This window comes from Acinetobacter sp. ANC 4648 (assembly GCF_002135345.1).
GTDB lineage: Bacteria > Pseudomonadota > Gammaproteobacteria > Pseudomonadales > Moraxellaceae > Acinetobacter.
Genome location: NZ_NEGI01000001.1, coordinates 317,441 through 331,706, shown reverse-complemented (window position 1 = coordinate 331,706; position 14,266 = coordinate 317,441). Strand labels below are relative to the sequence as shown.

The following is a 14,266-nucleotide window of genomic DNA, read 5'->3' as shown; positions in this document are numbered from 1 at the left end:
ACTAATTAATGGTCAGTATAGCTTTTCATTTGACGGATTGTTAGATGGGATATTGTATCTGTTAAAAAATTAAGACTTATCCTATTTAGTTTGTATTGTTATTGGGGATAAAAAAATAATAGGAATTTTATGGTGCTTAGACTATATCGTAAGCCAAATAAGGGGTTAATAGGAGTAGATATTAGTTCTACTTCTGTAAAGTTGTTGGAACTCTCTGTTAAAAACGGTCGCTATTGGGTAGAAAGTTATGGCTTGAGCCCATTATTAGAAGGAAGTGTAGTCGAAAAAAATATTTTAAATCCAGAACCAGTTGCAGATGCTTTAGAGCGTGCACTGAATCTTGCGAATCCACAATCGCATAATGTTGCCTTAGCTGTACCAACATCTATGGTCATTCATAAAGTGATCGAGATGGATGCTGATATGAGTGATGAAGAACGTGAAGTTCAAATTCGTATGGATGCCGAGCAGTATATTCCTTTTCCTTTAGATGAAGTGAGTCTTGATTTTGAAGTCTTGCCAGAGCGATTGGCGAATTCAAATCGAGTCAATGTTCTTCTGGTTGCGACCAAAACAGAAAATGTTGAGTCTAGAGTAGAAGTTTTGGAAATTGTAGGATTAACACCAAAGATTGCGGATGTCGAAAGCTATGCTTTAGAACGCGCATTTGAAGTGTTTTCAGATACTTTGCCTATTGGTGTTAATGTCGTTGGCATTCTAGATATTGGTCATACTATGACTACTTTATCAGTTATGCAAAAGGGTAAAATTATTTATACCCGCGAACAAGTTTTTGGTGGAAAACAGCTAACCCAAGATGTACAAAATCGTTATGGCTTATCCTATGAGGAAGCTGGACGTGCTAAAAAAGACCGTACTTTACCAGATGATTTTGAAACAGAAGTTTTAATACCCTTTTTAGAGGCAGTAGTTCAACAAGCTGCTCGATCTTTACAATTTTTCTTTTCTTCCTCCCAATTCAACGAAGTAGATCATATTTTACTTGCTGGTGGTAACGCAAATATTCCAGGTCTAGCAAAATTATTACAGCAAAAATTAGGTTATCGGGTGACCGTTGCTAATCCATTTTTACAAATGGGTTTTTCACCACAAATTGACCTTAAAAAAATAGAAAATGATGCACCTTCTTTAATGGTTGCATGTGGCTTAGCCTTGAGGAGTTTTGATTAATGGCAAAGATTAACTTACTCCCTTGGCGTGATGAGCTAAGAGAACAAAAAAAGAAGCAATTTATTGCAGTATGTATTGCAACAGCGTTGCTGGGATTAGTAGCTGTTGTATTGGCCTGGTTTTATTATGATCATCAATTAGAAGATCAAGAACAAGCCAATCAATTAATCATTAGTACCAATCAAAATTTAGATACTCAATTAAAAACGTTAGATGGCTTACAAGAACGTAGAAACGCAGTTATTGAACGAATGAAGTTGATTCAAGGTTTGCAAGGTCAACGACCTGTCACCGTTCGTTTAGTGGATGAATTAGTACGTGTTGTGCCAACCACGATGTACATCACTAAGTTTAGCCGCGTGGGCAATAAATTTACCCTTGAAGGTAAGGCAGAAAGCCCGAATACCGTTGCTGAATTACTGAGAGGTTTAGAGGCTTCTGAGTGGTATAGAAATGCATTTATGAATTCTTTTATCGCTGCAGAAGAAAATAAAAATAAAGGGAATAGCTCAGTTGTTCCAAGAGTTGAAGAAACTTATGGAAGCTTTGTCGTCAGTGTAGATCTTGGGGAAGTTGCAATACCTGCAGAAGATGATAGTGCACCTAAAACGAAGGCGGAGGTTGTGAAATGAGCCGTGAAGAATTAGATCAACTTGATTCAGAGCAAGTAGTTGCGAAGAAACGGAAAATGACCGTTGAAAAGTTTTTTCAACAGTTTAATACTTTAGATATGAATAATTTTGGGAGTTGGCCAATTTCGGTCAAAATTACCTGTTGGTTATTTGCATTTTTTGTCATATGTGTCATTGGTTATTTTTTAGCGATAAAACCAAAGCTAGATAGTATTGATGCTGCACAAGCACAAGAACAAAGTTTATTAAATGAATTTAAAGAAAAAGATTCTAAATTGCGTAACTTGCAGCAATATCAAGCTCAATTACAGCAAATGGAAGCGAATTTTACCCAGCAACTAGAGCAGTTGCCAAAAGAAACTGAAATTCCAAGTTTAGTTGAAGATATTAACGTAACTGGTGTGAGTTCCGGGTTGAAATTTAAGAACATTCGTTTAGAAAATGAAGTCAGACAAGAGTTCTTTATCGAGCAACCGATCTCAATTGAAGCAACGGGTGATTATCATTCTTTTGGTAGCTTCGTCAGTAGTATTGCGGCCTTACCACGCATTGTAACGCTACATGATTTTGAAATTACGGGAACTGCCAATAAAGATAAAAAAACGGATATTCCAGTAATTGATTATAAGTTAAATGCAAAAACTTATCGTTATATTGGGGCTGATGAAGCAAGTAATCCAGATGCACAAGCCGCTGCAAGTCAGTCAGGGGGGCATAAATAATGAAAGGATTAAAAATTGCGACTGTGATCGCTTTGGGGTTTGTATTGGTCGGCTGTGATTCACGGATTGATGCTGTCAATCAAGAAATGGCCAATATTCGAAATCAGCCTGCACTGCCGATTGAACCAGCACCTGTATTCCCACCTGTACCAAGTTTTAATTATTCGGCTCAGCAACTTCGTAGTCCATTTTTACCTGGTTCAATTGCAAAAGAGCTAAAAATAATGTCTGGGAAAAGGGTTTATCCTAATTTCTCTAGACAAACACAACCTTTAGAAAGTTATGCGTTAGAAACCTTGACATTTAAAGGCAGTATAAAGGGTAGTGGTGGACAAATCATCGCTCTGATTTCGACGCCTGATGGTGAAATCGAACGGGTACAACTTGGTAGTTATTTGGGGATAAACCAAGGACGGATTGTTAATATTACTCCGACTCAAATTGATCTAATTGAAATTGTGCCTGATGGTCGAGATGGTTATATCGAAAGACCAAGAAGTTTAATTCTTATTGGGCCAGTGGACTGATTAAATTAAGGAATAACAATGAAAAATAGTTTGGAAAAAATCTTTGGTGGGGATGGCAAGTTTATGAATACGAATATTCGTCAATTTTCGATGGCAGCAGTATCTATTGCGATTATGCAAGTTACAGCAGCTCAAACACAGATGACTAATGTCGTTCCTATGCAAATCCCTGGGCAAGGAACTGAAATTCGAGTCATGTTTAATGGTTTACCTCCTCAACCACAAGCCTATCAACTCGAGAGTCCTGCACGTTTAATTTTAGATTTTGATAAAGCCAGTCAATCGTTAAGCCAAAAAACAATTGCTGTTTCTAGTGAAGAGGCATCAACGATTGACGTTGCGTCAGATGAACAACGTGCTCGATTAACTGTCAACTTAAAGAATAGTGGCGCTTTCACAACACGTGTTGAAGGAAATACATTTATTCTGAAAATAAATAATGCGCGTCAAGCGACAGCATTACCTAATTTAGCTCCGACTGTTAGCCAGCAAAGCCAAGGGGTTTCAAATATTGGCTTTCAACGTGGAAAATCTGGTGAAGGGCAAATCATTGTAGATTTACTTGGAACCAATACGCCGGTTGATGTACAGCAGCAGGGGAGTAAAGTTGTTATTCGTATGTTGGGGACTAAAATTCCTGCACATTTAGCACGCCGTTTGAATGTAAATGATTTTGCGACACCCGTTGCAAGTATTGATGCATATAATGAGGGTCAAAATGGTGTAATTACCATTCAGTCGGCTGGTAGCTATGAATATATGGCGTATCAGGCTGAAAATAAATTGACTGTCAGCTTAAAAAAACCAGAAGAGAGAAAAGGTTTAAAAAACCCACAATCTGCAAATACTTATACTGGGAAGAAAATCTCATTAGATTTCCAAGATATTGAAGTACGCCGTGTATTGCAACTACTTGCAGACTTTACGGGTATCAATATGGTTGCTGCCGATACCGTACAAGGTAATATTACATTGCGTTTGAAAGATGTGCCTTGGGATCAAGCCTTAGATATTATTTTAAAAACGAAAAACTTAGATAAACGGCGCAATGGTAGCGTGATTTGGATTGCACCTGTTTCTGAGTTGATTAAATCTGAAGAAGAGGCAGCAAAAGCGATTGCACAAAGTGTTAAGCTTGCCCCACTACAAACGGAGTATATTCAACTCAATTATGCCAAAGCAATAGATATTGAGAAGTTGATTACTCAGGGAAGAAATTCAGGTAGTTCATCATCAAGTACTAGTGGTAATAACTCATCAGATCCATTAGGTGATAGTGTTGGAAGTTTGTTGAGTCCTCGAGGTACAATTTCAGTTGATCCACGAACCAATACTTTGATTCTTAATGATACCGCACAAAAAATTGATCAAATTCGTAAGATGATTGATTTATTGGATGTATCTGTCAAGCAGGTAATGATTGAAGCTCGCATTGTTCGTGCAACCACTGACTTTACCAAAGAGATGGGAGTTAAGTGGGGGATTTTATCGCAAGGGATTACCCGTAATAATGATTTGTTAGTCGGTGGCAGTGATACAACTTTATGGGATTTAAAAACACCTGATGATAAAGGTAAATATACCATTACTCGACCAGATAACTTGAATGTTGATTTAGGGGTAACGGGTGCAGGTGCAAGTAAAATTGCCTTTGGTCTAATTAGTCTTTCTGATTTTATGCTTGATCTAGAACTCTCAGCCTTACAAGCTGATGGCTATGGTGAAGTAATTTCGACTCCTAAGGTGCTGACAGCAGATAAACAGCAGGCCAAAGTGGCATCAGGTCAAGAAATTCCGTATCAAACTACCACAAATTCTGCTGCTGGCTCAACAGCAACGACCTCATTTAAACAAGCCTTATTGAGTTTAGATGTGACACCAAGTATTACCCCAGATGGTAAAGTACAAATGCAGTTGAATATTACCAGTGACTCTCGGGGCGGAGTTGCACCAAATGGTGAAATCATTTTAAATAAAAATGAAATTAATACCAATGTGTTGGTTGATAATGGCGAAACTGTGGTGCTAGGTGGAATTTTTGAGCAGGAAACTGCAAATAAACAGACTAAAGTTCCATTTTTCGGAGATCTTCCTTATGTAGGGCGTTTATTCCGAAAAGATACTAAACTGGAAAACAAACGTGAACTATTAATCTTTGTTACACCTAGAATTGTTAATGACACACAATCGAGAAATCATTAATATAGGTGCAATGAAAGCAATTCAATAGGTGACTCCTTGCCAAGCAAAGAGTTTAATACCCTACCAAATATATATTTGGTAGGGCCCATGGGAGCGGGAAAAACTACTGTTGGTCGGCATCTTGCTGATCTTTTGGGGCGTGAATTTCTAGACAGTGATCATGAGATTGAGCGAAAAACTGGAGCTACAATTCCTTGGATTTTTGAAAAGGAAGGGGAGCAAGGGTTTCGTAGTCGTGAGTCGATGGTCATTGATGAATTAACAACAAAAAAAAATTTAGTCATCGCAACGGGTGGTGGTGCTGTTACTCAAGCCTTAAATCGAGAATATTTAAAACAACGTGGTATCGTGATTTATTTGTACACTCCTGTCGAGATTCAATTACAACGCACCTATCGTGATAAAAATCGTCCACTTTTACAGGTCGCAAATCCAGAGCAAAAACTGAGAGATTTACTCCGTGTGAGAGATCCTTTTTATCGTGAAGTTGCACATTATGTGATTGAAACGAATCAAGGTGCTGCACGAGATTTAGCACAGCATATTTTACAACTCATCGTGTCAAAACATGACGTTGAATAATAGTTTTATGGGTACGAAATTGAATGCAAACTTTACATGTTGAACTTGGCGATCGCCGTTATCCAATTTTTATTGGTAGTCATTTAAATCCACAGCAATTACTCGAGCCTTATATTCATGGTCAACAGGTGATGATCGTCACCAATACAACGGTTCAACCTTTGTATTTGGATCATTATGTTGCCGCGATTGAGCAGCTCGGAAAAAAAGTTGCGGTCTGTGTTTTACCTGATGGTGAACAATATAAAAATATTACGCATTTAACTTTAATTTTCGATGCCTTGCTTGAAGCTGGATATAACCGAGATTGTACTGTTTTAGCACTCGGTGGTGGTGTGATTGGCGATATGGCTGGTTTTGCATCGGCATGTTTTCAACGTGGTGTCTATTTTATTCAGGTACCGACGACTCTGTTATCACAAGTGGATTCTAGTGTTGGTGGTAAAACGGGAATTAACCATCCGTTGGGTAAAAATATGATTGGTGCATTTCAGCAACCCCAAGTGGTTTTAGCAGATATGGCACAATTAAAAACATTACCAGCACGTGAACTTTCTGCAGGTTTAGCTGAAGTAATTAAATATGCACTATTGGCTGATGTCGATTTTTTGGTTTGGCTCGAAGCGCATATGGATAACTTGGTTGCCGGTGATTCGGAGTTATTGGCTGAAGCGGTTTATCGTTCTTGTGCACATAAAGCCCGCATTGTAGCGAACGATGAAAAAGAGCAAGGTGAGCGTGCCTTACTTAATTTAGGTCATACATTTGGTCATGCTATTGAATCCTATATGGGATATGGCGTGTGGCTGCACGGTGAAGCTGTTGCAACAGGTATGGTGATGGCCGCAGATTTATCACAGCGTATGGGTTGGATCAGCACAGCTGATTTAGAACGTACAAAAAAAATTATTCAACGTGCAAATTTGCCTGTAGCATGTCCAGAAATTCCACTGGCAGAATTTTTAGCATATATGTCACATGATAAAAAAGTACTGAATGGTCAATTACGATTGGTCTTGCTGAAACAATTGGGTCAGGCCATTATTACCAAAGACTTTGATGTGGAATTGATGAAGCAAACGATTCTTGAGAATCAGAAATAATTGAAAATAGGGATGGGCATGACAGCAACTCGACTAAATTGGCAAAAAATTCGACAATATATTTGGTTGATTGGTGGTTTACTATGCCTATTTTTCGCTCTGATTTTTTGGGTGATGACTGATACGAAAGATTTAGTCACGGTTGAAAATCCTATTGAGGAAAATCAAGTTCAGATTCAGCCTGAAAAAGTGGCTGCAACTGCACATTTAGGTAGTTTGATGGATGAGGTTCGACCATTAGAGTTAACAACACGCGTCATTACTTCCGGGAATCACGAAACTGAGTTTCGTGGTACAAAGTTTATTCAAGAAAATCAGAAAAACTGGACGGTTGAGCTGTTCAGAGCCAATAAAGAAGATGTAATTAAATCATTTCTGCTGAAACAGCCTGATCGAAAAAATTTGATTTATTTCCGCTTAAGCGGGGAGAATCAATCTGAACAATATGTGGTTGCTTATGGTGTCTTTAATCATGAAGATGCGGCTAAAGCACAATTATCTCAGTTGAAAATTATGCTACCAGCATCAATCCAGCCAAAACCTATACAATTTGGGCAATATATAGACTTAATTAATGACTTAGGTTCAGAAGAGTTGCAAGGGAATAATAAGCTTTATGCAGTAAAGCTGAAAGCCGCTGCATTACCTATATTAGATGAAACCTCCATCATCCCACCAAAGCCTACCGTGAAAGCAACTAATAATGATGCTGTCAATGCGACCACGCAGACGACGATTACACGCAAAGACCAACAAGGCAATGTTGTTGATGTTCAAAAATCACATTCCGCGCTAAGCGTGCCTGACAAAGTGAAAGAAAATAATGCAACGCCTGAGAAAAAATCGACCCAACGAGAAATAAGTGATCCATTTAACTAATTTGTGGTTCTAAAATGGAGCGATTTGGGTTATAAAAATAAAATACCGCACAATAATAGTGCGATTGGTCGGGCCTAAAATTTTAGTTGTAAATTGTTAAACTGTCGAAATAACTATATTTGAATCATTTGATGGAAAAAATAAAAACTGGCATATTTTTTGCTTTAATCATGTGCTAATTGAGTGTGTTGTCCCTATTTTGGAGCGATAAATTTAATTGGTGCAAATTTAGTGAATCAATTTGCTTTAAATCAGTGCGAAATACCCAAACATTTTTGCAATTAAAAGTGATTGAGCACTGGAGCTTAATAGTTCTAAAGTGATTATCTTAAGATATGCTGAGGATCTGATTAAGTGGTAATTTAGAGATTTCGAATGTATTTTGCCCAGAAGGGCCTTTGTAGAAAGAAGGGTACGCTATGCACATGCCATCACCTAATACTGTAGCTCCCACTCAAGGTTTGTATCAACCTGATGAGTTTAAAGATAACTGTGGATTCGGTTTAATTGCCCATATGCAGGGTGATGCCAGTCATGACTTAGTCAAGACGGCCATGCACAGTTTAAGTTGCATGACGCACCGTGGTGGTATTGCTGCAGATGGTAAAACTGGAGATGGGTGTGGCCTGCTTTTAGCGATGCCGAAAAAATTCTTTCGTGAGGAAGCAAAAAAACTCAGTGACATTACATTGAGTGAAATTTTTGCAGTAGGTACAGTATTCTTAAACTTAGATCCTGCGATTGCTGCACATGCAAAACAAATTTTATCTAAAGAAATTGAAGCCGATGGTTTAAAAGTTTTAGCTTGGCGTGTGGTTCCTACCAATGTTGATGTGTTAGGTGAGATTGCATTGCAATCTATGCCAGCCTTTGAACAAGTGATTGTGAACTGCCCAATGGGCGTCACAGAGGTTGAATTTAACCGTAAGTTATTTTTAGCACGCCGTCGTGCAGAACAGCTGTTAACCAATGATGCATCCTTTTATGTAACCACGTTGTGTTCTACTGTGATTACCTATAAAGGCTTGATGATGCCTGAGGCGATTGCAGATTTTTATACAGATCTTGCTGACCCGCGCTTAGAATCGCATATTGTAGTTTTTCATCAGCGTTTTTCAACCAATACTTTACCGCGTTGGCCTTTGGCACAACCATTCCGTTATCTTGCACATAATGGTGAAATTAATACCATTACCGCCAATCGTAATTGGGCAATGGCACGTGCACCAAAATTCGAAAATCCATTATTACCTGGCTTAGCTGATTTAAAACCAATTGTGAATCGTACTGGCTCAGATTCTTCAAGTTTAGATAATATGCTTGAAATTTTAGTTGGTGGTGGTATGGATTTATTCCGCGCATTGCGGATGTTGGTACCGCCAGCATGGCAAAATGTTGAAACTATAGATGCTGATTTACGTGCATTCTATGAATTTAACTCAAAGCATATGGAAGCATGGGATGGCCCAGCAGGTTTAGTAATTCAAGATGGTCGTCATGCAATTTGTATGCTCGATCGTAATGGGTTACGTCCAGCCCGTTGGGTGATTACCAAAAATGGATATATTACGCTCGCATCTGAAATTGGTGTATGGGGGTATGAGCCTGAAGATGTGATTTCTAAAGGTCGTGTCGGTCCAGGCCAAATTTTGGTGATTGATACCTTAACTGGTAAATTACTCGATACCAAAGATGTTAGTAACCATTTGAAAAAAATGCGTCCTTACCGTGAATGGTTACGTGAGAACTCAATTCGCGTACAAGGCAGCCCAGAACTCGAAGAATACTTATGTGATCAAGGTTTAAAAGGCGATGACCTTAAAGCTGCACAAAAAATGTTTTTGGTGACCTTTGAGGAGCGTGATCAGCTGCTTCGCCCAATCGCGGAGAGTGGTCAAGAAGCTGTAGGTTCTATGGGGGATGATACGCCAATGGCGGTATTGTCTCGTCAAGTTCGCCATGTATCTGATTATTTCCGTCAGCAGTTTGCTCAAGTCACTAATCCACCTATTGACCCATTACGTGAATCTATCGTGATGTCTTTAGAAACCTGTTTAGGCCGTGAACAAAATGTCTTTGAACAAAGTGCCGAACATGCCGATCGTTTGATTATTTCAAGCCCAGTACTATCAAATTCAAAAATGCAGCAAATTCGTACTTTGGGTCGTACAGGCTATGAAATTGCCGATATCGATTTAAACTATGTCGAAACGGAAGGTTTACAAGCTGCGATTACACGTATCTGTCAAGAAGCTGCGCAAGCAATTCGTGATGGTAAAACTTTATTGGTACTTTCAGATAAGAAAATTAGGCAAGGTTATTTACCTGCCAATGCATTGATGGCAACCGGTGCCATTCACCATTATTTAATTCAAGTCGGTTTACGTACCGATGCCAACATTATTGTAGAAACTGGCCTTGCACGTGATGCACACCAATTTGCCGTGATTTTAGGCTTTGGTGCAACAGCGATTTATCCATATTTGGCTTATGACGTGATCAATGATTTGATTGCGAAGGGTGAGTTGTTGGGTGATCCGATTCATGCACAAGCCAATTTCCGTAAAGGCATTGAAAAAGGTTTACTCAAAGTTTTATCTAAAATGGGTATTTCAACGGTTGCTTCTTATCGTGGTGGTCAATTGTTTGAAGCGGTGGGTTTATCCAATGAAGTGGTGAATCAGTGTTTCTTAGGCGTACCAAGTCGTATTCAAGGTGCAACGTTTGTTGACCTTGAAAATGATTTGAAAAAATTGGCTGAAAATGCGTGGAAAGCACGTAAGCCAATTGATCAAGGTGGTTTGCTGAAATTTGTATTCGATAAGGAATATCATGCTTTTAACCCAGATGTGATTAATGCACTGCATAAAGCGGTACGTTCGGGTAATTATGCTGACTTTAAAGAATATGCTGAGCTGGTTAATAATCGTCCCATTGCGACGATCCGTGATTTATTTAAATTAAAAACTGATCATCCAACACCAATAGAAGCGGTTGAGTCTGTTGAAGAAATTTTGCCACGTTTTGACTCAGCGGGAATGTCTTTAGGTGCACTTTCTCCTGAAGCTCATGAAGCGATTGCAATTGCCATGAATACTATTGGTGGACGTTCAAATTCAGGTGAGGGTGGTGAAGATCCAGCACGTTATGGCACCATTCGTAACTCGAAAATTAAACAAATTGCTTCAGGTCGTTTTGGGGTAACTCCTGCGTACTTAACATCTGCGGAAGTTTTACAGATTAAAGTGGCACAAGGTGCAAAACCGGGTGAAGGCGGTCAGTTACCGGGTGGTAAAGTGAATGGCTTAATTGCACGTTTGCGTTATTCAGTGCCGGGTGTCACCCTGATTTCACCACCACCGCATCACGATATTTATTCTATTGAAGATTTATCACAATTGATCTTTGACTTAAAACAAGTTAATCCGCAAGCGATGGTTTCAGTGAAACTGGTATCAGAGCCAGGGGTTGGAACGATTGCTGCAGGTGTTGCAAAAGCGTATGCCGATTTCATTACCATTTCGGGTTATGACGGTGGTACCGCGGCATCGCCATTGTCTTCAATCCATCACGCAGGCTCACCTTGGGAGCTCGGTCTTGCGGAAGCGCATCAAGCTCTTCGTGTGAATGACCTACGTGGTAAAGTTCGCGTACAGACCGATGGTGGTTTAAAAACTGGTTTAGATGTGGTTAAGGCTGCAATTTTAGGTGCAGAAAGCTTTGGTTTTGGCTCAACCCCGATGATTGCGTTAGGTTGTAAATATCTGCGTATTTGTCATTTAAATAACTGTGCAACAGGTGTTGCAACACAGCAAGATCATTTGCGTCAAGAACATTATATTGGCGAGCCAGAAATGCTGATCAATTTCTTCCACTTTATTGCAGAAGAAACACGTGAATGGTTAGCTGCTTTGGGCATTGCTTCACTGAAAGATTTGATAGGCCGTACCGATTTACTAGAAGTTTTACCGGGTGAAACGGATAAACATGCACATCTAGATTTAAGTGCTTTGTTGACCTCACATCCATCTGCGGAAGGTAAAGCACAGTATTGTCAAGTTCAAGGCAATGCACCATTCGACAAAGGCATGTTGGCTGAAAAAATGGTCAGCCAAATGCTACCTGCGATTGAAGCAGGGACAGGTGGCGAATATCACTTTAAAGTGAGCAACTGTGACCGTTCAATTGGGGCACGGATTTCAGGCGAAATCGCACGTCGTTATGGTAACCTGAGTATGGAAGCTCATCCAGTGGTGATGAACTTAAAAGGTACTGCAGGTCAGTCACTCGGTGTTTGGAATGCTGGTGGTTTGCATATTAAATTAGAAGGTGATGCCAACGATTATGTTGGTAAAGGTATGGCGGGTGGACGACTTTCTATCTTCCCACCAAAAGGTTCACCTTTCCAAACTCAAAATACGGCAATCATTGGTAATACCTGCTTATATGGTGCAACAGGTGGTAAAGTGTTCGCTGCAGGAACTGCAGGTGAACGTTTCGCAGTGCGTAACTCAGGTGCTTTTGCAGTCATTGAAGGCGCAGGTGATCACTGTTGTGAATATATGACGGGTGGTATTGTGACGGTATTGGGGAGCGTAGGGCATAACTTTGGTGCAGGGATGACTGGTGGTTTTGCTTATGTTCTTGATCTAGAAAATGACTTCGTCGATCACTATAACCATGAACTGATTGAGTTAAATCGTATTTCTACAGAGTCGATGGAAGATCATCAAACCTTCTTGCTTCGTATCTTAGATGAGCATATTCAAGAAACAGGTAGTGCTTGGGCGTATAAGATCCGCAATGAGTTTGATTATTACAGCCGTAAATTCTGGCTAGTAAAACCAAAAGCTGCAAATTTGCAGACACTTTTGAAAACAACTCAAGCAGATCCACAATAATTCCACGACGCAAATTTTAGGCAAGTGTGGATAACTTTTGATTTATAGACAGCATGCTATAGATAAAAGATGATCCACACTGACCCACGGAGAGAGACATGGCAGAACGCCTAAACAATGACTTTCAATTTCTGGATGTCGCACGCCAAGACCCAGAGAAAAAAGATCTCACTGTCCGCAAAGCAGAGTTTGTGGAAATTTATAAACCTTATACAGCAGAAATTGCGGCTAATCAGACGCATCGTTGTCTTGGTTGTGGTAATCCATATTGTGAATGGAAATGTCCAGTACATAACTACATTCCGAATTGGTTAAAACTGATTGCAGAAGGTCGTATTTTTCAAGCTGCTGAGTTGTGCCATCAAACCAATACTTTGCCAGAAGTTTGTGGTCGTGTTTGTCCGCAAGACCGTTTATGTGAAGGGGCATGTACCTTAAATGATGGTTTTGGTGCTGTTACGATTGGTAATGCTGAAAAATACATCAATGACACTGCCTTTGCTTTAGGTTGGCGTCCAGATATGTCCAATGTGAAATGGACAGATAAAAAAGTTGCGATTATTGGTGCTGGTCCTGCGGGTTTAGGTTGCGCTGATATTTTAGTTCGTAATGGCGTAAAGCCCGTGGTATTTGATAAACGTCCTGAAATTGGTGGTTTGCTGACTTTTGGTATTCCAGAATTTAAGATGGAAAAGGATGTGATGAAACGCCGCCGTGAAATTTTCACTGGTATGGGGGTTGAATTCCGTTTAAATACTGAAATTGGTACAGATGTTACTATTGACCAATTATTAGCAGACTACGATGCTGTGTTCATGGGTATGGGAACATATACCTATATGAAGGGTGGTTTTGCAGGCGAAGAGCTGGACGGTGTCTATGATGCACTTGATTTTCTCATTGCCAATGTCAACCGTACTCAGGGTTGGGAAAAGGATGCTGCAGAATATATCAGTGTTCAAGGCAAGAAAGTCATCGTTCTGGGGGGTGGTGATACAGCAATGGACTGTAACCGAACTTCGATTCGTCAAGGTGCAGAAGCTGTAATTTGTGCCTATCGTCGTGACGAAGAGAATATGCCTGGATCACGTCGCGAAGTTAAAAATGCCCGCGAAGAAGGTGTGGATTTCCAGTTTAATCGTCAACCAGTTGAAATTATTGGTGAAAATGGCAAAGTCACAGGCGTAAAAGTGGTGACGACACAACTTGGTGATCCCGATAGTCGTGGTCGTCGTAGCCCAGAACCAGTCCCAGGTTCAGAAGAGATTTTAGCTGCGGATGCCGTACTTTTAGCATTCGGTTTTCGTGCCAGTCCAGCAGATTGGTTTACAGCTGCGAATATTGGTCTGGATGGTTCAGGTCGTGTCGTTGCAGCTGAAAAGCAAGCTTATAAATTCCAAACATCGAATCCGAAAATTTTTGCGGGTGGTGATATGGTGCGTGGATCTGACCTTGTAGTGACTGCAATTTGGGAAGGGCGTGAAGCAGCAGCCGGAATTTTGGACTACCTTGAGCTTTAATCTCAAG

The 14,266-nt window shown here is 40.0% G+C and carries 10 protein-coding genes; all 10 read left to right on the top strand.

The window, feature by feature from the left end:
* Positions 1–132: 132 nt before the first annotated feature.
* Complete coding sequence (locus B9T27_RS01555) at positions 133–1,191, top strand: pilus assembly protein PilM (RefSeq protein WP_086205401.1); 1,059 nt, start codon at positions 133–135, stop codon at positions 1,189–1,191.
* Positions 1,191–1,823 carry a PilN domain-containing protein gene (locus tag B9T27_RS01550; RefSeq protein WP_086205104.1) on the top strand — a complete coding sequence of 211 codons (633 nt, stop codon included), beginning with the start codon at positions 1,191–1,193 and terminating at the stop codon, positions 1,821–1,823. Before B9T27_RS01555 ends, B9T27_RS01550 begins: the two co-directional genes overlap by 1 nt.
* Entirely contained in the window at positions 1,820–2,545 is a 726-nt protein-coding gene (locus B9T27_RS01545; protein WP_086205103.1) for a type 4a pilus biogenesis protein PilO, read from the top strand. The genes B9T27_RS01550 and B9T27_RS01545 overlap by 4 nt, the downstream gene beginning before the upstream one ends.
* Positions 2,545–3,072: a pilus assembly protein PilP gene (locus tag B9T27_RS01540; RefSeq protein WP_086205102.1), complete on the top strand. Its 528-nt coding sequence runs from the start codon at positions 2,545–2,547 to the stop codon at positions 3,070–3,072. Before B9T27_RS01545 ends, B9T27_RS01540 begins: the two co-directional genes overlap by 1 nt.
* Before the next feature lie 63 nt (positions 3,073–3,135).
* The gene (gene pilQ / locus B9T27_RS01535) at positions 3,136–5,274 is read left to right on the top strand and encodes a type IV pilus secretin PilQ family protein (RefSeq protein WP_171263312.1); all 2,139 of its coding nucleotides are present in this window, start codon (positions 3,136–3,138) and stop codon (positions 5,272–5,274) included.
* Positions 5,275–5,310: 36 nt separating this feature from the next.
* Positions 5,311–5,856, top strand: a complete 546-nt coding sequence (gene aroK, locus B9T27_RS01530) for a shikimate kinase AroK (RefSeq protein ID WP_086205100.1) — start codon at positions 5,311–5,313, stop codon at positions 5,854–5,856.
* A gap of 23 nt (positions 5,857–5,879) precedes the next feature.
* On the top strand, positions 5,880–6,959 hold the full coding sequence (gene aroB, locus B9T27_RS01525) for a 3-dehydroquinate synthase (protein ID WP_086205099.1): 1,080 nt from the start codon (positions 5,880–5,882) through the stop codon (positions 6,957–6,959).
* Between the two features lie 18 nt (positions 6,960–6,977).
* Positions 6,978–7,838 (top strand): hypothetical protein, encoded by an 861-nt coding sequence (locus B9T27_RS01520; RefSeq protein ID WP_086205400.1) that lies wholly within the window; start codon positions 6,978–6,980, stop codon positions 7,836–7,838.
* A 425-nt stretch (positions 7,839–8,263) separates the two neighbouring features.
* A complete protein-coding gene (gltB, locus tag B9T27_RS01515; RefSeq protein ID WP_086205098.1) occupies positions 8,264–12,739 on the top strand; it encodes a glutamate synthase large subunit in 4,476 nt (1,491 codons plus the stop codon).
* 98 nt (positions 12,740–12,837) lie between these two features.
* Entirely contained in the window at positions 12,838–14,259 is a 1,422-nt protein-coding gene (locus tag B9T27_RS01510) for a glutamate synthase subunit beta (protein WP_086205097.1), read from the top strand.
* Positions 14,260–14,266: the final 7 nt, after the last annotated feature.